Annotated in this window: 28 protein-coding genes; all 28 read right to left on the reverse strand. The window is 40.9% G+C overall.

Going from position 1 to position 19,541, the window contains the following annotated elements; genetic code table 11:
• Nucleotides 1-38: 38 nt before the first annotated feature.
• The 28 genes from secY to rpoC all read right to left on the reverse strand — a co-directional run bounded on the left by secY (nt 39) and on the right by rpoC (nt 19,530).
• Nucleotides 39-1,340, reverse strand: a complete 1,302-nt coding sequence (secY, locus tag AAIE21_RS25405) for a preprotein translocase subunit SecY (protein WP_343269288.1) — start codon at nt 1,338-1,340, stop codon at nt 39-41.
• Nucleotides 1,340-1,780 (reverse strand): 50S ribosomal protein L15, encoded by a 441-nt coding sequence (rplO, locus tag AAIE21_RS25410; protein WP_000766084.1) that lies wholly within the window; start codon nt 1,778-1,780, stop codon nt 1,340-1,342. The genes secY and rplO overlap by 1 nt, the downstream gene beginning before the upstream one ends.
• Before the next feature lie 33 nt (nt 1,781-1,813).
• Complete coding sequence (gene rpmD / locus AAIE21_RS25415) at nt 1,814-1,996, reverse strand: 50S ribosomal protein L30 (RefSeq protein ID WP_001085231.1); 183 nt, start codon at nt 1,994-1,996, stop codon at nt 1,814-1,816.
• Between the two features lie 13 nt (nt 1,997-2,009).
• Nucleotides 2,010-2,510: a 30S ribosomal protein S5 gene (gene rpsE / locus AAIE21_RS25420; protein ID WP_000554646.1), complete on the reverse strand. Its 501-nt coding sequence runs from the start codon at nt 2,508-2,510 to the stop codon at nt 2,010-2,012.
• Between the two features lie 21 nt (nt 2,511-2,531).
• Nucleotides 2,532-2,894, reverse strand: a complete 363-nt coding sequence (gene rplR, locus AAIE21_RS25425) for a 50S ribosomal protein L18 (RefSeq protein WP_000628816.1) — start codon at nt 2,892-2,894, stop codon at nt 2,532-2,534.
• Between the two features lie 31 nt (nt 2,895-2,925).
• Nucleotides 2,926-3,465 carry a 50S ribosomal protein L6 gene (rplF, locus tag AAIE21_RS25430; protein WP_343269289.1) on the reverse strand — a complete coding sequence of 180 codons (540 nt, stop codon included), beginning with the start codon at nt 3,463-3,465 and terminating at the stop codon, nt 2,926-2,928.
• Nucleotides 3,466-3,497: 32 nt separating this feature from the next.
• Nucleotides 3,498-3,896, reverse strand: a complete 399-nt coding sequence (gene rpsH, locus AAIE21_RS25435; protein ID WP_000245511.1) for a 30S ribosomal protein S8 — start codon at nt 3,894-3,896, stop codon at nt 3,498-3,500.
• Between the two features lie 29 nt (nt 3,897-3,925).
• A complete protein-coding gene (rpsN, locus tag AAIE21_RS25440; protein WP_001085700.1) occupies nt 3,926-4,111 on the reverse strand; it encodes a 30S ribosomal protein S14 in 186 nt (61 codons plus the stop codon).
• Nucleotides 4,112-4,144: 33 nt separating this feature from the next.
• The gene (gene rplE, locus AAIE21_RS25445) at nt 4,145-4,684 is read right to left on the reverse strand and encodes a 50S ribosomal protein L5 (protein WP_018767345.1); all 540 of its coding nucleotides are present in this window, start codon (nt 4,682-4,684) and stop codon (nt 4,145-4,147) included.
• Nucleotides 4,685-4,710: 26 nt separating this feature from the next.
• Nucleotides 4,711-5,022 carry a 50S ribosomal protein L24 gene (gene rplX, locus AAIE21_RS25450; protein ID WP_033677169.1) on the reverse strand — a complete coding sequence of 104 codons (312 nt, stop codon included), beginning with the start codon at nt 5,020-5,022 and terminating at the stop codon, nt 4,711-4,713.
• A gap of 38 nt (nt 5,023-5,060) precedes the next feature.
• A complete protein-coding gene (gene rplN / locus AAIE21_RS25455) occupies nt 5,061-5,429 on the reverse strand; it encodes a 50S ribosomal protein L14 (RefSeq protein WP_000615914.1) in 369 nt (122 codons plus the stop codon).
• 43 nt (nt 5,430-5,472) lie between these two features.
• Nucleotides 5,473-5,736, reverse strand: coding sequence for a 30S ribosomal protein S17 (gene rpsQ / locus AAIE21_RS25460; RefSeq protein WP_016116954.1), 264 nt, complete (start codon nt 5,734-5,736; stop codon nt 5,473-5,475).
• A gap of 20 nt (nt 5,737-5,756) precedes the next feature.
• Nucleotides 5,757-5,957 carry a 50S ribosomal protein L29 gene (gene rpmC, locus AAIE21_RS25465; RefSeq protein WP_000855718.1) on the reverse strand — a complete coding sequence of 67 codons (201 nt, stop codon included), beginning with the start codon at nt 5,955-5,957 and terminating at the stop codon, nt 5,757-5,759.
• Nucleotides 5,947-6,381 (reverse strand): 50S ribosomal protein L16, encoded by a 435-nt coding sequence (gene rplP / locus AAIE21_RS25470; protein WP_000928969.1) that lies wholly within the window; start codon nt 6,379-6,381, stop codon nt 5,947-5,949. Before rplP ends, rpmC begins: the two co-directional genes overlap by 11 nt.
• A gap of 1 nt (nt 6,382) precedes the next feature.
• A complete protein-coding gene (rpsC, locus tag AAIE21_RS25475) occupies nt 6,383-7,042 on the reverse strand; it encodes a 30S ribosomal protein S3 (RefSeq protein WP_098338763.1) in 660 nt (219 codons plus the stop codon).
• 3 nt (nt 7,043-7,045) lie between these two features.
• Nucleotides 7,046-7,387, reverse strand: a complete 342-nt coding sequence (rplV, locus tag AAIE21_RS25480) for a 50S ribosomal protein L22 (RefSeq protein ID WP_003194358.1) — start codon at nt 7,385-7,387, stop codon at nt 7,046-7,048.
• 17 nt (nt 7,388-7,404) lie between these two features.
• Nucleotides 7,405-7,683 carry a 30S ribosomal protein S19 gene (gene rpsS, locus AAIE21_RS25485; RefSeq protein ID WP_000124454.1) on the reverse strand — a complete coding sequence of 93 codons (279 nt, stop codon included), beginning with the start codon at nt 7,681-7,683 and terminating at the stop codon, nt 7,405-7,407.
• A gap of 60 nt (nt 7,684-7,743) precedes the next feature.
• Nucleotides 7,744-8,574 (reverse strand): 50S ribosomal protein L2, encoded by an 831-nt coding sequence (rplB, locus tag AAIE21_RS25490; RefSeq protein ID WP_098338762.1) that lies wholly within the window; start codon nt 8,572-8,574, stop codon nt 7,744-7,746.
• Between the two features lie 28 nt (nt 8,575-8,602).
• A complete protein-coding gene (rplW, locus tag AAIE21_RS25495; protein ID WP_098307108.1) occupies nt 8,603-8,893 on the reverse strand; it encodes a 50S ribosomal protein L23 in 291 nt (96 codons plus the stop codon).
• On the reverse strand, nt 8,893-9,516 hold the full coding sequence (rplD, locus tag AAIE21_RS25500) for a 50S ribosomal protein L4 (protein WP_001127259.1): 624 nt from the start codon (nt 9,514-9,516) through the stop codon (nt 8,893-8,895). Before rplD ends, rplW begins: the two co-directional genes overlap by 1 nt.
• Nucleotides 9,517-9,541: 25 nt before the next feature.
• Nucleotides 9,542-10,174: a 50S ribosomal protein L3 gene (gene rplC, locus AAIE21_RS25505; protein ID WP_343269290.1), complete on the reverse strand. Its 633-nt coding sequence runs from the start codon at nt 10,172-10,174 to the stop codon at nt 9,542-9,544.
• Nucleotides 10,175-10,208: 34 nt separating this feature from the next.
• Nucleotides 10,209-10,517: a 30S ribosomal protein S10 gene (gene rpsJ, locus AAIE21_RS25510; protein WP_001040596.1), complete on the reverse strand. Its 309-nt coding sequence runs from the start codon at nt 10,515-10,517 to the stop codon at nt 10,209-10,211.
• Between the two features lie 402 nt (nt 10,518-10,919).
• Complete coding sequence (gene tuf, locus AAIE21_RS25515) at nt 10,920-12,110, reverse strand: elongation factor Tu (RefSeq protein WP_001029618.1); 1,191 nt, start codon at nt 12,108-12,110, stop codon at nt 10,920-10,922.
• A gap of 117 nt (nt 12,111-12,227) precedes the next feature.
• Nucleotides 12,228-14,306 carry an elongation factor G gene (gene fusA, locus AAIE21_RS25520; RefSeq protein ID WP_000090369.1) on the reverse strand — a complete coding sequence of 693 codons (2,079 nt, stop codon included), beginning with the start codon at nt 14,304-14,306 and terminating at the stop codon, nt 12,228-12,230.
• A gap of 209 nt (nt 14,307-14,515) precedes the next feature.
• The gene (gene rpsG, locus AAIE21_RS25525; RefSeq protein ID WP_003194344.1) at nt 14,516-14,986 is read right to left on the reverse strand and encodes a 30S ribosomal protein S7; all 471 of its coding nucleotides are present in this window, start codon (nt 14,984-14,986) and stop codon (nt 14,516-14,518) included.
• Between the two features lie 29 nt (nt 14,987-15,015).
• Nucleotides 15,016-15,438 carry a 30S ribosomal protein S12 gene (rpsL, locus tag AAIE21_RS25530; protein WP_001142341.1) on the reverse strand — a complete coding sequence of 141 codons (423 nt, stop codon included), beginning with the start codon at nt 15,436-15,438 and terminating at the stop codon, nt 15,016-15,018.
• Nucleotides 15,439-15,553: 115 nt separating this feature from the next.
• Entirely contained in the window at nt 15,554-15,802 is a 249-nt protein-coding gene (locus AAIE21_RS25535; protein ID WP_343269291.1) for a ribosomal L7Ae/L30e/S12e/Gadd45 family protein, read from the reverse strand.
• Nucleotides 15,803-15,915: 113 nt separating this feature from the next.
• The gene (gene rpoC / locus AAIE21_RS25540) at nt 15,916-19,530 is read right to left on the reverse strand and encodes a DNA-directed RNA polymerase subunit beta' (protein WP_343269292.1); all 3,615 of its coding nucleotides are present in this window, start codon (nt 19,528-19,530) and stop codon (nt 15,916-15,918) included.
• Between the last annotated feature and the right edge of the window lie 11 nt (nt 19,531-19,541).

A 19,541-nucleotide genomic window follows, 5' to 3' on the forward strand; every position in this document is an offset into this window, starting at 1 on the left:
TACATGAGCACGTAGGGAAGACAATTCTTCCCACTTACTCACTGCTTGATAAACCCTTTGTAATGGCGTTTTACCAGTTGGCTTTCTAGCTGCTTCATTGTTTCTAAAGCAACGCCGACAACGATTAACATACTCGTTCCACCGATCTGTGCAGATGGAGGAAGATTTCCCAATTTCGTAAAGATAACTGGAAGAATTGCAATCGCTGCTAGGAAAATTGATCCTACAAAGGTCAAACGATACAAGATTTTTGTTAGGTATTGTTCTGTATTCTTACCCGGACGAATACCTGGAACATATCCACCTTGCTTGTTTAGGTTTTCTGACATTTGCTCTGGATTAACCTGAACAAATGCATAGAAGTATGTGAAGGCTACAATGAGCGCTACATATATTATCATTCCCACTGGGTGAGAATAGTTAAAGTTTGCAATAATCCACTGCGATACGTCATGTTTCGGGAAGAACTGTGCAATAGTTGGAGGTGTAATTAAGAATGAAACAGCAAAAATTACTGGAATAACACCCGCACTATTTACCTTAAGCGGTAAATGTGTGTTTTGTGCTCCAGCATGATTCCCATTTCCTCCTGTTACACGCTTCGCATATTGAATTGGGATCTTTCTAACAGCCTGTTGAATGAAAATAACACCAACAACAACTGCTAGCACAGCTAGTAAAATCAATACAACTTTAACGATACTCATGAACAATTGATCTCCGATGTTTTGAAACTGTTGTTGATACACTTGAGATATTACACTTGGGATCGCTGCAGCAATACCACCAAAGATTAGGATGGAAATACCATTCCCTACACCTTTAGCTGTAATCTGTTCACCTAACCACATTAAAAATGCAGTACCAGCAGTCAGTACCGTAGCAATGTATAAATAAGTGCTCCAACCTGGATTCAAAATTAATTGCCCACCTACCATACCGTTAAAACCGATTGACATACCAAACCCCTGAATAAACGCAAGAACAATTGTAAAATAACGCGTAAATTGCGTTAGTTTACGACGGCCCATTTCGCCTTGCTTCGACCATTCCGAAAATTTAGGAACAACATCCATCTGCAATAATTGCACGATGATGGATGCTGTAATATACGGCATGATTCCCATCGCAAAGATGGAGAAGTTTTTCAAAGCTCCACCGCCAAATGTGTTTAGGATTCCTAATGCATTTAACTGATCTTGTGCTTTCAGTACGTCTCCATTTGTAAATGGCACTGGGATAAACGTGCCAATCCTAAACACGATTAACATCGCTAAAGTGAATAATATTTTACGTCTTATCTCAGCAACGCGCATAAAGTTGGAGATTGTACGAAACATTAGATCACCTCAACTGATCCGCCAGCTGCTTCAATTGCTTCTTTAGCACTTGAAGAGAACTTGTGCGCTTTAACAGTTAATTTTTTTTCTACAGCTCCGCTTGCAAGAACTTTAACACCGTCGTTTAATTTGCTGATAACGCCAGTTTCCAGCAATAATTCAGGTGTTACTTCTGTACCATCTTCAAAACGATTTAACGTTGATAGGTTTACGATAGTAAACTCTTTACGGTTAATGTTTGTGAAGCCGCGTTTTGGTAAACGACGGAATAATGGAGTTTGACCACCTTCGAAGCCAAGACGAACACCGCCACCAGAACGTGCGTTTTGTCCTTTATGACCTTTACCAGCAGTTTTACCGTTACCAGAACCGATACCACGACCGACACGGTTACGTACTTTACGAGAACCTTCTGCAGGTTTTAATTCATGAAGTTTCATTCCCAGGCACCTCCTTATATTAATGAGTTATCCTTAAGCTTCTTTTACAGTTATAAGGTGAGAAACTTTGTTGATCATACCAAGAATAGCAGGAGTTTCTTCCTTAACTACAGTTGAATTCAACTTTTTAAGACCTAAAGCTTCTACCGTCGCACGTTGATCCTGTGGACGACCAATTACACTACGAGTGAGGGTAATTTCTAACTTTTTCGCCATTTGTTTTCCCTCCTTAACCTAGTAGCTCTTCTACAGATTTACCGCGTAATTTTGCAACATCTTCAGCGCGCTTAAGTTCGCTTAATCCGTTCACAGTAGCGCGAATCATGTTAATTGGTGTGTTAGAACCAAGAGATTTCGAAAGAATATCTTGTACACCAGCTAATTCAAGTACCGCACGAACTGGTCCACCAGCAATAACTCCAGTACCTTCAGCAGCAGGTTTTAAGAATACTTCACCAGCTCCAAAATGACCATTGATTGTGTGTGGAATTGTTGTACCAACTAATGGTACTGCGATTAAGTTTTTCTTAGCGTCTTCGATAGCTTTGCGGATTGCGTCTGGTACCTCTTGTGCTTTACCAGTACCGAATCCAACATGACCGTTTTTATCGCCAACTACAACTAGTGCAGCAAAGCGGAAACGACGACCACCCTTAACAACTTTCGCGACACGATTTATCGTAACTACACGTTCTTCAAGTTCTAATTTACTTGGGTCAATGCGATGCATCAATTTTCCCTCCTTTGACCATTAAAATTGTAATCCAGCCTCACGAGCAGCTTCAGCTAGAGCTTTAACACGGCCATGGTATAAGTAACCACCGCGATCAAATACTACTTCTTTAACGCCTTTCTCTACAGCACGCTTAGCAACTGATTCTCCAACTTTCGTAGCAGCTTCAATATTGCTAGTACCGTTAAGAGCAAGGTCTTTATCAAGAGTAGATGCACTTACTAATGTTACACCATTTACATCATCAATAACTTGTGCGTAAATATGTTGGTTAGAACGGAACACATTTAAACGTGGACGTTCTGCAGTACCAGTAAGTTTAGCACGTACACGTGCATGTCTTTTCTTACGAGTCGCATTTTTATCAGCTTTAGTGATCATTCTTGTCACTCCTTTCTCTCACCTAACGGGTTTACTTAGCAGTTTTACCTTCTTTACGACGAACAACTTCGCCTTCGTAACGAATACCTTTGCCTTTATATGGCTCTGGAGCACGTACAGCACGGATGTTAGCAGCAAATTCACCAACACGTTGCTTGTCGATACCTTTAATTACGATTTTAGTTGGTGCAGGTACTTCAACTTCAAGTCCTGCTTCCGGAGTCATTTCTACTGGATGAGAATAACCTACGCTTAATACAAGTTTGTTTCCTTGTTTTTGGGCACGGTAACCAACACCGACTAATTCAAGTCCGCGTGCGAAACCTGTAGTTACACCTTCAACCATGTTTCCGATTAAAGCACGAGTTGTACCGTGTAATGCACGGTGTTCCTTCTGTTCAGATGGACGCTCAACTGTTAGTGTATTTTCTTCAATTTTGATAGACATATCAGCGTTGAAAGTACGAGTTAATTCACCTTTAGGGCCTTTTACTGTTACAGTATTGTCTTCTGCAATTGTGATAGTAACACCTGCAGGGATTTCAAGAATCTTTTTACCAATACGAGACATGTGGTCACACCTCCGTTCGTTTTAAATATATATTACCAAACGTATGCTACTACTTCTCCACCAGTTTGTAATTGACGAGCGTCTTTGTCTGTCATTACTCCCTTAGATGTAGAAACAAGAGCGATACCTAATCCGTTAAGTACACGTGGTACTTCATCAGCTTTTGCGTAAACGCGTAAGCCAGGCTTACTGATACGTTTTAATCCAGTGATTACACGTTCATTGTTTGCACCATATTTCAGGAAAATACGAAGGATACCTTGTTTGTTATCCTCGATGTATTCTACATCACGAATGAAACCTTCACGTTTTAAAAGTTCAGCGATCTCTTTTTTGATTTTAGAAGCAGGAACCTCTAATTTCTCATGACGTACCATGTTCGCATTACGGATGCGAGTAAGCATGTCTGCAATTGGATCTGTCATCACCATGTGTTTTACCTCCTTCCCATTTGTGGGTTTTACCAACTAGCTTTTTTAACACCAGGAATTTGACCTTTATATGCAAGTTCACGGAAACAAATACGGCAAAGTTTAAATTTGCGGTATACAGAATGCGGACGACCGCAGCGTTCGCAACGTGTATACTCTTGTACTTTAAACTTAGGAGTACGCTTTTGTTTCGCTATCATAGATTTTTTAGCCACGTTTTCGCCTCCTCTACTTAGCGTTGGCTTCCATTATTTTTGGAATGGCATACCGAATTGTGTTAAAAGTTCACGAGCTTCTTCATCAGTTTTCGCTGTAGTAACGATTACGATGTCCATACCGCGGACTTTGCTTACTTTATCATAATCAATCTCAGGGAAAATTAGTTGCTCTTTAACACCTAATGTGTAGTTACCACGACCGTCGAATGATTTCTTAGAAACACCACGGAAATCACGCACACGTGGTAAAGAAACTGATACTAATTTGTCGAAGAACTCATACATTTGCTCACCGCGTAAAGTTACTTTCGCGCCGATTGGCATACCTTCACGAAGACGGAAACCAGCGATTGATTTCTTAGCGCGAGTTACAACAGGTTTTTGACCTGCGATATGCGTTAATTCTTCTACTGCATTGTCTAAAGCTTTTGAGTTAGATACCGCGTCACCAACACCAGTGTTGATTACGATCTTTTCGATTTTCGGTACTTCCATCACAGATTTATAGTTAAACTTGCTCACTAGAGCAGGAGTAATTTCCTTTTGGAACTTCTCTTTAAGGCGATTCAATGAAGTGACCTCCTTTCTTAAGAAAATTATTTATCTAATAATTCACCAGATTTTTTTGCAATACGAACTTTTTTACCATCTTCTACTTTGAAGCCTACGCGAGTAGGTTCACCTGTTTTCGGATCTAATGCCATAACATTAGAAACGTGAATAGGTGCTTCTTTCGTAATAATTCCACCTTGTGGATTTAATTGAGATGGCTTAGAGTGTTTTTTAACGATGTTGACACCCTCAACGATAACACGGCTTTCTTTTGGAAAAGCAGCAAGGATAACGCCTTGTTTTCCTTTGTCTTTACCAGTGATCACCTGTACTTTATCACCTTTTTTTACATGCATCTTAATTCTGCACCTCCTTAGCAAGGCAATACCTTAAATTATAGAACTTCTGGAGCTAAAGAAACGATCTTCATGAAATTGCTATCACGTAATTCACGAGCTACCGGTCCGAAGATACGAGTACCACGTGGGCTCTTATCGTCTTTAATGATAACCGCTGCGTTTTCATCAAAGCTAATATAAGAACCGTCCGGACGACGAGCTCCGCTCTTCGTACGTACTACTACTGCTTTAACAACGTCACCTTTTTTAACAACGCCACCTGGTGTTGCTTGTTTTACCGTAGCAACGATAATATCACCAATGTTAGCATATTTACGACCAGAGCCGCCTAATACTTTAATTGTTAAAAGTTCACGTGCACCAGAGTTGTCAGCAACTTTCAAACGAGATTCTTGTTGGATCATGTTATGAAACCTCCCTTCGGACTAAAAATTCCGATTCGTCTATTTAGATAATAACCGCTTCTTCAACGATTTCAACTAAACGGAAACGCTTAGTAGCAGAAAGCGGGCGAGTTTCCATGATTTTTACGATATCGCCAATTTTTGCTTGGTTTTGCTCATCATGGGCTTTGTACTTTTTAGAATACTTAACACGTTTTCCGTACAAGGAATGAGTTTTGTAAGTTTCAACTAAAACTGTAATCGTTTTGTCCATTTTGTCAGACACTACACGACCAGTATAAACTTTGCGTTGGTTACGTTCGCTCACTATGCAAACCTCCCCTCAATTTATCGATTAATTCCGATCTCTCTTTCACGAACTACAGTCTTCATACGAGCGATTGCTTTACGCACTTCACGGATGCGAGTTGGATTCTCTAATTGTCCTGTAGCAAGTTGGAAGCGAAGATTAAACAACTCTTCCTTTAAAGCTTTAACTTTTGTTTCGATTTCGGCAGTGGTTAATTCACGAATATCATTAGTTTTCATTAGATTCACCACCATTTTCTTCACGTTTTACGAATTTACATTTCACTGGTAATTTGTGAGCTGCAAGACGTAATGCTTCGCGTGCTACCTCTTCAGATACACCCGCGATTTCGAACATAATTTTCCCAGGTTTTACTACTGCTACCCAGCCTTCTGGTGCCCCTTTACCGGAACCCATACGTACTTCTAGAGGTTTTGCAGTGTAAGGCTTAGAAGGGAAAATTTTAATCCATACTTTACCGCCACGTTTCATGTAACGAGTCATTGCACGACGAGCTGCCTCAATTTGACGGTTAGTGATCCATGAAGCTGCTTGAGCTTGAAGACCGAACTCACCGAAAGCAATTTCAGTGCCACCTTTTGCACGACCACGCATTTTACCACGATGCTCTCTACGATATTTTACGCGTTTAGGCATTAACATATTATTTTCCTCCTTCCTCAGAAGCTTTCTTTTTTGTAGGAAGGACTTCTCCACGGTAGATCCATACTTTTACGCCTAATTTACCGTATGTTGTATCAGCTTCAACTGCTGCATAGTCAATATCAGCGCGAAGTGTATGAAGTGGAACAGTTCCTTCACTGTAAGATTCTGCACGAGCGATATCAGCTCCGCCAAGACGACCAGAAACCTGTGTTTTAATACCTTTAGCTCCTGCACGCATAGCACGTTGAATAACTTGCTTCTGTGCACGACGGAAAGATACACGGTTTTCTAATTGACGAGCGATGTTTTCGCCTACTAATTTAGCGTTAAGATCAGCTCTCTTAACTTCTAAAATATTAATGTGTACACGCTTGCCTGTTAATTGGTTAAGAGCTTTACGAAGTGCTTCAACTTCAGTACCACCTTTACCAATTACCATACCAGGTTTTGCAGTGTGAATTGTAACATTTACACGATTTGCTGCACGTTCGATTTCTACTTTAGCAACAGCAGAATCTTTTAAGCGTCCAGTAATGTACTCACGGATTTTGATGTCTTCATGTAATAGTGTAGCGTAATCTTTTTCAGCGAACCAACGAGATTCCCAGTCACGGATAACACCGACACGAAGACCAATTGGATTAACCTTCTGACCCATCGATTATCCCTCCTTTTTTTCTGATACCACAACAGTGATGTGGCTTGTGCGTTTGTTAATTTGGCTTGCACGACCCATTGCACGTGGACGGAAACGTTTCAACGTTGGACCTTCGTCAACGAAAACTGTTTCAACAACTAAGTTGTTAATGTCCATTTCGTAATTGTGCTCTGCATTTGCGATTGCAGATTTTAAAACCTTTTCTACAACTGGAGAAGCAGTTTTTGGTGTGTGGTTAAGGATAGCAATCGCTTCACCCACTTGCTTACCTCGGATTAAGTCTACAACTAAACGAACTTTACGAGGAGCAATACGAACTGTTCTCGCTACTGCTTTAGCTTGCATTGAAGTGCCTCCTCTCATTATCTTCTAGTTTTCTTATCGTCAGCAAGGTGACCTTTGTACGTACGAGTTGGTGCGAATTCACCTAACTTATGGCCAACCATATCCTCAGTGATGTACACAGGTACGTGTTTACGACCATCATATACAGCAATTGTATGACCAATGAACTGAGGGAAGATCGTTGAACGACGAGACCAAGTTTTAACAACTTGTTTTTGCTCAGATGCAACTAATTTTTCCATTTTGCTCATTAAGTGATCATCGACAAATGGTCCTTTTTTTAAGCTACGAGCCATTTTGGTGCCTCCCTTCGTGATTGGCGTACGGTTCTAGAAATGAACCGTACTTCAATCCCATTATTTTTTACGACGACGAACGATAAATTTATCAGACGCTTTATTTTTCTTACGAGTCTTGAATCCAAGAGTTGGTTTACCCCATGGAGACATTGGAGACTTACGTCCGATTGGAGAGCGTCCTTCACCACCACCGTGTGGGTGATCAACAGGGTTCATTACAGAACCACGAACTGTTGGGCGCTTACCTAACCAGCGAGAGCGACCTGCTTTACCGATTTTGATAAGTTCGTGTTGTTCGTTACCTACTTGACCTACTGTAGCACGACAAGCAGATAATACTAAACGTACTTCACCAGAAGTTAAACGTACAAGTACGTATTTACCTTCTTTACCAAGTACTTGAGCAGAAGTTCCTGCAGAACGAACTAATTGTCCGCCACGACCAGGCTTAAGCTCGATGTTATGAACAACAGTACCTACTGGAATGTTGATTAATGGTAATGCGTTACCGATTTTAATGTCAGCATCAGCGCCAGACATAACTTCCATACCTACTTCTAAATTCTTAGGAGCAAGAATGTAACGTTTTTCACCGTCAACGTAGTTAATTAATGCGATATTCGCAGAGCGGTTTGGATCGTATTCGATCGTAGCAACGCGTCCAGGAATTCCATCTTTGTTACGCTTAAAGTCGATGATACGGTATTGACGCTTATGTCCGCCACCTTGATGACGTACAGTGATTTTACCTTGGTTATTACGACCAGCCTTTTTGCTTAAAGGCGCAAGTAAAGACTTTTCCGGTCTGTCAGTCGTAATTTCAGCGAAATCATTCGTAGTCATGTTACGACGACCATTAGTAGTTGGATTATACTTTTTAATTGCCATCTCAATTTCCCTCCTTCTTTAGTAAGAATTAAACACCTTGGAAGATTTCGATTTCTTTGCTGTCAGCAGTTAGCTTAACGATTGCTTTACGACGACGGCTAGTAAAACCAGCGTGACGACCAACGCGTTTTGCTTTCGGCTTGTAGTTCATGATGTTCACTTTTTCTACATTAACACCAAAGATCGCTTCTACAGCGTCTTTAACTTCTGTTTTATTAGATTTAACGTCCACATCGAACGTGTATTTTTTTTCAGCCATCATTTCCATAGAACGTTCAGTGATAACTGGGCGCTTAATGATATCACGAGGATCTCTCATTATGCAAGCACCTCCTCTACTTTTTCCACTGCCGCTTTTGTCATGATTAGCTTATCATGATGAAGCACGTCTAAAACGTTTACGCCATCAGCAGTGATTACTGTTACTCCAGGAATATTGCGAGCAGATAACTCTACAGATTCGTTTGCATCAGCAGTTACGATAAGAGCTTTCTTCTCAACAGGTAATCCTTTAAGTACTGCTACCATGTCTTTTGTTTTTGGTGCATTTAACACTAGGTCCTCAAGAACTACAATGTTGTTCTCAACTACTTTAGTAGCTAATGCAGATTTAATAGCTAAGCGACGAACTTTCTTAGGAAGTTTGTAAGCATAGCTTCTTGGTGTAGGTCCGAATACCGTACCACCACCACGCCATTGAGGAGAGCGGATAGAACCTTGACGAGCACGTCCAGTTCCTTTTTGACGCCATGGTTTACGACCACCACCGCGCACTTCAGAGCGAGTTTTTACTTTATGTGTACCTTGACGTAAAGATGCACGTTGCATCATTACAGCTTCAAAAAGTACAGCTTCATTAGGTTCGATACCGAAAATAGCTTCAGCTAACTCGATTTCACCGACCTGTGAACCAGTTTGATTATATACAGTAACTTTTGGCATTGGAATTCCTCCTTCCTATTGTGAATTATTTGCTAGCCTTCACAGCGCCTTGAACAACTACAAGAGATTTCTTAGCACCTGGAACGTTACCTTTTACTAACAATAAGTTGCGCTCAGCGTCAACTTGAACGATTTCTAAGTTTTGGATTGTAACTTGGTCTCCACCCATACGTCCAGCAAGTTTTTTGCCTTTGAATACACGGTTCGGAGCAACTGGGCCCATTGAACCAGGACGACGGTGATAGCGAGAACCATGAGACATAGGTCCGCGAGATTGTCCGTGGCGTTTGATAACACCTTGGAAACCTTTACCTTTAGAAATTCCTGTTACGTCAACGATTTCACCTGCAGTGAAAACTTCAACTTTTACCTCTTGACCAACCTCTAATCCGTCCACGTCTGCATCGCGGATTTCGCGAATGAAGCGCTTAGGAGTAGTAGTTGCTTTAGCAGTGTGGCCTTGTTCAGGTTTATTAGTTAACTTTTCACGTTTATCTTCGAATCCTAACTGAATTGCATTATAGCCGTCAGTTTCTGTTGTTTTCTTTTGAAGAACAACGTTTGGAGTCGCAGCGATTACTGTTACTGGGATTAACTCACCGTTTTCAGCAAATACTTGAGTCATACCGATCTTTCTTCCTAAGATTCCTTTGGTCATGAGTTACACCTCCTACATTTTTAAGTTATATAAATTATAATTTGATTTCGATATCTACACCAGATGGTAAGTCTAAACGCATTAATGAGTCTACTGTTTGTGGAGTAGGGCTCACGATGTCGATTAAACGTTTATGCGTGCGCATTTCGAATTGCTCACGAGAATCTTTGTACTTATGAACAGCACGAAGAATTGTGTAAACAGTTTTTTCCGTTGGTAATGGGATCGGACCAGAAACTGTTGCCCCAGAACGTTTTGCTGTTTCTACAATTTTCTCAGCTGACTGATCAAGAATACGGTGATCGTAAGCTTTTAAACGGATACGAATTTTTTCTTTTGCCATTATTTTCCCTCCTTCGTTCGCCTATTTCTAAAATAGACCTTCTCCATGGAAATTTCCTCACACCATGCCATGGCAAAGCGGCCGGGTGTGTCAGCAACCTTCCACTTCATCGCAGTCAAAGACCAACATTGTCTATTATACAATGTTATTCGTCTAGATGCAAGTATCTTTTTGTTTGCATCTGCTTTTCTCTACTTTTGCTATTATACATGGCACTTTAAAGAATTTCAAGTTTTCATCCATCCTAATTCAACTTACAGTTTCTGGATGGTATTTTTATTGTTTATATACTATAGAAGAAACTCATTCAAAAATAGAAAACGAATCTCTTTCTTCTATATAAATAAGCAATAAAAAAACTCAAGGGAGAATCCCTTGAGTTTTTAATAATCTATTTAAAGATTATTCAGCAACGATTGTAGCAACTACGCCGTAACCTACTGTACGTCCACCTTCACGAATAGAGAATTTAGTTCCCTCTTCGATAGCGATTGGAGCGATAAGTTCGATAGTCATTTCAATGTTGTCACCAGGCATTACCATTTCAGTACCTTCTGGTAATTGGATGATACCAGTTACGTCAGTTGTACGGAAGTAGAACTGAGGACGGTAGTTAGCGAAGAATGGAGTGTGACGTCCACCTTCTTCTTTAGATAATACGAAAACTTCAGCTTTGAATTTAGCGTGAGCTTTTACAGAACCGCTTTTCGCAAGTACTTGTCCACGTTGGATGTCTTCACGAGCAACCCCACGAAGTAAAGCACCAATGTTGTCTCCAGCTTGAGCTTGGTCAAGAAGTTTACGGAACATCTCTACACCAGTTACAGTTGTAGAAGCATTTTCTTCAGCAAGACCGATGATTTCTACTACGTCACCAACTTTAACGATACCGCGCTCTACACGACCAGTAGCAACTGTACCACGACCTGTGATAGAGAATACATCCTCTACAGGCATTAAGAATGGTTTGTCAGTTTCACGTTCTGGAGTTGGGATGTAAGAATCAACTTCAGCCATTAATTCGATAATTTTTTCTTCCCACTCAGCTTCTCCTTGAAGAGCTTTAAGAGCAGAACCTTTAACTACAGGAATGTCATCGCCTGGGAATCCGTATTCAGATAATAGGTCGCGAACTTCCATTTCTACTAATTCTAATAATTCTTCGTCGTCTACCATGTCGCATTTGTTTAAGAATACAACGATGTAAGGAACACCTACTTGACGAGAAAGAAGGATGTGCTCACGAGTTTGAGGCATTGGGCCATCAGCAGCAGATACTACTAAGATACCGCCGTCCATTTGAGCAGCACCAGTGATCATGTTTTTAACATAGTCAGCGTGACCTGGGCAGTCAACGTGTGCATAGTGACGAGTTTCAGTTTCGTACTCAACGTGTGCAGTTGAGATTGTGATACCGCGCTCTCTTTCTTCTGGAGCAGCATCGATTTGATCGTATCCGCGTGCTTCAGCACCACCAGCTTTTGCAAGAACTGTAGTGATCGCAGCAGTTAATGTAGTTTTACCATGGTCAACGTGGCCGATTGTACCGATGTTAACATGGGGTTTAGAACGTTCGAATTTAGCTTTAGCCATTCTAAATTCCTCCTTAGTTTATATAGGTTATTTTATATTTAGACTAGAAAGTGAAACTTACGTCCCACTTTCTAAGCTTACATAAGTAGTTATACTTGAACAATTGATAAAAATCAATTATTCACCTTTATTTTTTTTGATAATTTCTTCTGAAACAGATTTTGGCACTTCTTCATAGTGGTCAAATACCATAGAGAATGTACCGCGACCTTGCGTGTTAGAACGTAATGACGTTGCATAACCGAACATTTCAGAAAGTGGAACCATAGCGCGAACAACTTGAGCGTTACCGCGAGCTTCCATACCTTCTACACGTCCACGGCGAGATGTTACGTCACCCATAATGTCACCCATGTACTCTTCAGGAATTACAACTTCAACTTTCATCATTGGCTCAAGAATTACTGGGTTACACTTAGAAACCGCAGCTTTAAGCGCCATAGATGCAGCGATTTTGAACGCCATCTCAGAGGAGTCAACATCATGGTAAGATCCGTCAACTAGTGCAGCTTTAATGTCTACTAGTGGATAACCAGCTAGTACACCATTTTTAAGTGCATCTTCAAGACCTGCTCCAACAGCTGGGATGTATTCACGAGGAACTACACCACCGACGATCTTGTTTTCGAATTCGAATCCTTTACCTTCTTCGTTAGGCTCGAACTCAATCCAAACGTGACCGAATTGTCCACGACCACCAGATTGACGTGCGAACTTACCTTCAACTTTCGCTGCAGCGCGGAAAGTCTCACGGTATGCTACCTGAGGAGCACCAACGTTTGCTTCTACTTTGAATTCACGGCGCATACGGTCAACGATGATATCAAGGTGAAGTTCACCCATACCAGCGATGATTGTTTGGCCAGTTTCTTGGTCAGTGTGAGCACGGAATGTTGGATCTTCTTCAGAAAGCTTAGATAATGCTGTACCCATTTTATCTTGGTCAGCTTTAGATTTTGGTTCGATAGCTACAGAGATAACTGGCTCTGGGAATTCCATAGACTCAAGGATAACAAGGCTCTTCTCGTCACAAAGAGTATCACCAGTAGTAGTATCTTTTAGACCTACAGCAGCAGCGATGTCACCAGCGTAAACTGTTGAAATCTCTTCACGGCTGTTAGCGTGCATTTGTAGGATACGACCTACACGCTCACGCTTACCTTTAGTTGAGTTTTTCACGTATGATCCAGAGTTTAACACACCAGAGTACACACGGAAGAACGTTAACTTACCAACATAAGGGTCAGTCATGATTTTGAATGCTAGAGCTGCGAAAGGCTCTTCATCGCTAGATTTACGTTCTACTTCTTCATCTGTATCCGGAAGAGTACCTTTAATAGCTGGTACATCTAATGGAGATGGTAGGTAGTCGATAACTGCATCTAACAGAATTTGAACACCTTTGTTTTTGAATGCAGAACCACAGATTACTGGGAAGAATTCTACAGAAGTTGTAGCCTTACGGATACCAGCTTTAAGCTCTTCTACAGTGATTTCTTCACCTTCTAGGTACTTCATCATCATTTCTTCATCAAGCTCAGCTACCGCTTCGATAAGTTTTCCACGGTATTCTTCAGCTAGCTCTTTATGCTCTTCAGGAATTTCGACACGTTGAATGTCTGTTCCTAAATCGTTACCGTACATGTAAGCACACTCTTCAACAAGGTCAATGATACCATTGAACTCATCTTCAGCACCGATTGGTAACTGAATTGGATGTGCGTTCGCTTGTAAACGATCATGGATTGTTCCTACAGAGTATAAGAAGTCCGCACCGATTTTATCCATTTTGTTAACGAATACGATACGAGGTACGCCGTAAGTAGTAGCCTGACGCCAAACAGTTTCTGTTTGTGGTTCTACACCAGATTGTGCATCAAGTACTGCTACTGCGCCATCAAGTACGCGTAAAGAACGTTCTACTTCTACTGTGAAGTCTACGTGTCCTGGAGTGTCAATGATGTTTACACGGTGACCTTTCCATTGAGCTGTAGTTGCAGCAGAAGTAATTGTGATACCACGCTCTTGCTCTTGCTCCATCCAGTCCATCTGAGATGCACCTTCGTGAGTTTCACCGATTTTATGAATACGACCTGTGTAGTACAGGATACGTTCAGTTGCTGTTGTTTTACCAGCATCGATGTGAGCCATGATACCAATATTACGAGTGTTTTCTAAAGAGAACTCTCTTGCCATTTGGTGTCTTGCTCCTTCCATATATGGATTGGATTATTTTATTTTAAGTAGCAAAAAAGCCACTTTATTTTGTTACATATGTCAGTATGTCCAGTACCCTCATTATGTAAAACGAGCGCCCATTGAAAGGGAGAGGCATTCTCCCTCTCCACACTTTCATAAGCGACAAATAAAGCGGTTTATGCTTACAATTTATTTTACGTTGAATCCTACCAACGGTAATGAGCAAATGCTTTGTTAGCTTCTGCCATTTTATGAGTGTCTTCACGTTTCTTAACAGATGCACCAGCATTGTTAGCTGCATCTAAGATTTCGTAAGCTAAACGCTCTTCCATAGTTTTTTCACCACGAAGACGAGCATAGTTTACTAACCAGCGAAGACCTAAAGTTGTACGGCGTTCTGGACGAACCTCAACTGGAACTTGGTAGTTAGCACCACCAACACGACGAGCGCGTACTTCAAGAACAGGCATAATGTTCTTAAGAGCTTGCTCGAATACTTCCATTGGTTCTTTACCAGCACGTTCACGAACGATATCGAACGCGTTATAAAGAATTGTTTGAGATTTACCTTTTTTACCGTCAACCATCATTTTGTTGATTAGGCGTGTTACAAGTTTAGAATTGTACATTGGATCTGGTAACACGTCACGTTTCGCAACAGGTCCTTTACGAGGCATATTGAGTTCCTCCTTTCATTGTAAGTTTATTATTTTTTAGCAGGTTTTGGTCTCTTAGTACCATATTTAGAACGTCCTTGCATACGTTTGTCAACACCAGCTGTGTCAAGCGCACCACGAACGATGTGGTAACGTACCCCCGGTAAATCCTTTACACGACCACCGCGAATTAATACTACGCTATGCTCTTGTAGGTTATGACCGATACCTGGGATGTAAGCAGTAACCTCGATACCGTTTGTTAAACGTACACGAGCGTATTTACGTAACGCTGAGTTTGGTTTCTTTGGAGTCATTGTACCAACACGAGTACATACACCACGTTTTTGAGGTGCAGAGATATCAGTTGATTTTTTCTTTAAAGAGTTGAAACCTTTGTTTAACGCAGGTGATTTAGATTTCCATACTTTATCAGTACGACCATTTCTCACTAATTGGTTAATAGTAGGCATTTGATTTATCCTCCCTTCGCATGTTTGTATGACCACATATCCAGGTGGTTCATTATTAGTTGAAAACAAAGTTTTTGCAAGGGAGAGCAAATGCTCTCTCCTCACAAAAACAGTTTTAACTTATTATTCCTATTGCTGAAGCTCCCACTTGAATCCCCGAAACTTTCCCAAGTTTACGAACTGATTCAACTTTGGTTATGGGCACGTTATGTTGCAAGGCAGTACGAGTGATAACATGGGTTAACCTCATGTCAGCATCTTCTGCAATGACAACTTCTTTAACTGTACCATTTTTGATCGCTTCCAATGTTCGTTTATGACCAACGACTACATTTTCGGCATTTGATACTTTTTGATAAGACATATACATATCCTCCAAAGCATCATTCAGGAGCAACCTTGATTATAGTAACATTTTGACTCATATAATGTCAACTAAGATTATCTGTTTTTATACAAAATTTACGACGGAAAATTTTACTGTTCCACGTAAACTTCATCGTTTTCTACATTCATGTCGTCTTGTTTTGTTTTAACAAGATCCACTTTGCGATAACGATTCATGCCCGTTCCAGCTGGAACAAGCTTACCGATAATAACATTCTCTTTCAATCCTAGAAGCTCATCACGTTTGCCTTTAATTGCTGCATCTGTTAGAACGCGAGTTGTTTCTTGGAACGACGCTGCAGATAAGAATGAATCTGTTTCAAGTGAAGCTTTTGTAATACCAAGAAGTACTGGTCTTGCTGTTGCAGGTTGTTTACCTTTAAGCAACACTTTTGCATTCGCATCAGTAAATTGATGAATATCCAGCAATGTTCCTGGTAACACATCTGTTTCACCAGCATCAATTACACGAACTTTACGAAGCATTTGGCGAACCATTACCTCTACGTGTTTGTCACCAATTTCTACCCCTTGCATACGGTATACTTTTTGAACTTCACGTAGTAAGTATTCTTGAACTGCTGTAATGTCCGTTACTTTTAGTAATTCTTTCGGATCAATAGAACCTTCTGTTAACTCTTTCCCGTGACTAATCGGCTGTCCTGGCGCTACTTTCAGACGAGCACCGTAAGGAATTGCGTATGTGCGAGTTTCAACCTCACCTTGTACAACTACCTCTTGACGATCTTTAACATCGTTGACCGCCGCGATAATACCGTCGATTTCACTGATAACTGCCTGACCTTTTGGATTACGAGCTTCGAAGATCTCTTGGATACGAGGTAAACCTTGTGTGATATCATCTCCGGCAACCCCACCTGTATGGAACGTACGCATCGTTAACTGTGTACCTGGCTCACCGATAGATTGAGCTGCGATAATACCTACCGCTTCTCCTACTTCTACGTCTGTACCAGTAGCTAAGTTGCGACCGTAACATTTCTTACATACACCGTGGCGAGTGTTACATGTGAACGCTGAACGGATATTCACTGTTTCAACACCTGAGTTTTCAACGATATGAGCGATATCTTCAGTAATTAATTCATTTTCACGAACTAATACTTCACCTGTTTCAGGGTGTTTTACAGTTTTTCTTGCAAAACGTCCTACAAGACGATCATATAATGACTCGATTACTTCATTACCCTCTTTAATCGCACCAATTAGTAAACCACGATCTGTTCCACAGTCATCTTCACGAACGATAACATCCTGTGCAACGTCAACAAGTCGACGTGTTAGGTAACCAGAATCGGCTGTTTTAAGTGCTGTATCGGCAAGACCTTTACGCGCACCATGCGTAGAGATGAAGTACTCAAGTACTGTTAAACCTTCACGGAAACTTGATTTAATTGGAAGTTCAATGATACGTCCAGATGGGTTGGCCATCAAACCACGCATACCAGCAAGCTGAGTAAAGTTTGATGCGTTACCACGGGCCCCAGAATCACTCATCATGAAGATTGGGTTGCGTTTATTCAAGGATTTCATCAGCTTTCCTTGGATAACATCTTTCGCATTACTCCAAATAGAGATTACGCGATCGTAACGTTCTTCTTCCGTAATCAAACCGCGACGGAATTGTTTAATTACTTTATCTACTTTTGCTTGTGCTTCGTGGAGAATCTCATCTTTTTCACCTAATACAAGAATATCCGCTACCCCAACTGTAATACCAGCTTTAGTAGAGTATTTAAATCCTAAGTTTTTCATACGGTCAAGCATGCGAGACGTTTCTGTAATCTGGAAACGTTTGAATACTTCCGCAATGATGTTACCAAGAATTTTCTTGCTAAATGGTGCCACTTCTTCGCGACTAGCAATAATTTCTTTAATGTTCGCACCTTTTTCAACGAAATATTTCGCTGGTGTTTCTTTCTCAAGGTTTGAGTTTGTCGGTTCATTAATATAAGGGAACGACTTCGGTAAGATTTCGTTAAATATTAATTTACCAACTGTTGTTAATAGTAGCTTGCCTTTTTGCTCTTCAGTAAATGTTTCATTGTTGTTCACTGAGCTTGCAGCAACTGCAACACGAGTGTGAAGATGCGCATATCCATTTTGATACGCAAGCAATGCTTCATTTGCATCTTTAAACACCATACCCTCACCAATTGCACCCTCGCGCTCAAGTGTTAAGTAGTAGTTACCTAATACCATATCCTGAGATGGTGTAACAACCGGTTTTCCGTCTTTCGGGTTCAAGATGTTTTGCGCCGCTAACATAAGAAGACGAGCTTCTGCTTGTGCTTCTGATGATAATGGAACGTGAACCGCCATTTGGTCACCGTCAAAGTCCGCGTTGTATGCAGTACACACAAGTGGGTGAAGACGGATTGCGCGACCTTCTACTAATGTAGGTTCAAATGCTTGGATACCGAGACGGTGAAGCGTTGGAGCACGGTTTAGAAGTACTGGGTGTTCTTTAATCACAGATTCTAAAACATCCCAAACTTCAGGGTGTACACGCTCGATTTTACGTTTCGCACTCTTAATGTTATGTGCCAATCCTTTTTCCACTAAATCTTTCATAACAAAAGGTTTGAACAGTTCAAGTGCCATTTCTTTTGGTAATCCACATTGATACATCTTTAAGTTCGGTCCTACAACGATAACGGAACGGCCAGAGTAGTCAACACGTTTACCTAATAAGTTTTGGCGGAAGCGTCCTTGTTTACCTTTAAGCATGTGAGATAGTGATTTTAATGGACGGTTACCTGGTCCAGTAACTGGACGGCCACGGCGACCATTATCGATTAGTGCATCTACAGCTTCTTGTAACATACGTTTTTCGTTTTGAACGATAATGCTTGGTGCACCTAGGTCCAATAAACGTTTTAAACGGTTGTTACGGTTAATTACACGACGATATAAATCGTTTAAGTCAGAAGTTGCAAAACGTCCACCGTCTAACTGTACCATTGGACGTAGTTCTGGTGGGATAACTGGAAGAACATCTAAAATCATCCAAGATGGTTCATTTCCCGAGTTACGGAATGCTTCTAATACTTCTAGACGTTTAATAGCACGAGTACGACGTTGTCCTTGCGCTGTTTTTAATTCTTCTTTTAAGAAGTCTACTTCTTTATCTAAATCGATATCTTGTAATAACTTCTTAATCGCTTCTGCACCCATAGCAGCTTGGAATGTGCTGCCATATCGATCGCGATATGCACGGTATTCTTTTTCAGAAAGCAATTGCTTCTTATCAAGTGGTGTATCTCCACTCTCTGTTACAACATAAGAAGCGAAATAAATTACTTCTTCAAGCGCGCGAGGGGACATGTCTAAGACAAGTCCCATGCGGCTCGGGATACCTTTGAAATACCAAATATGAGATACAGGAGCAGCTAATTCAATATGACCCATACGTTCACGACGAACTTTCGCACGTGTTACTTCAACGCCACATCGATCACAAACTACACCTTTATAACGTACACGTTTATACTTTCCGCAATGACATTCCCAGTCCTTTTGTGGTCCGAAAATACGCTCACAGAACAAGCCGTCTTTTTCAGGCTTTAATGTACGATAGTTAATCGTTTCTGGTTTCTTAACTTCACCGTATGACCAAGAACGAATCTTGTCAGGTGAAGCAAGTCCAATCTTCATATATTCAAAGTTATTTACATCTATCAAGGGGCCTACCT

Source organism: Paenibacillus sp. 102, assembly GCF_039549175.1.
Classification (GTDB): domain Bacteria; phylum Bacillota; class Bacilli; order Bacillales; family Bacillaceae_G; genus Bacillus_A.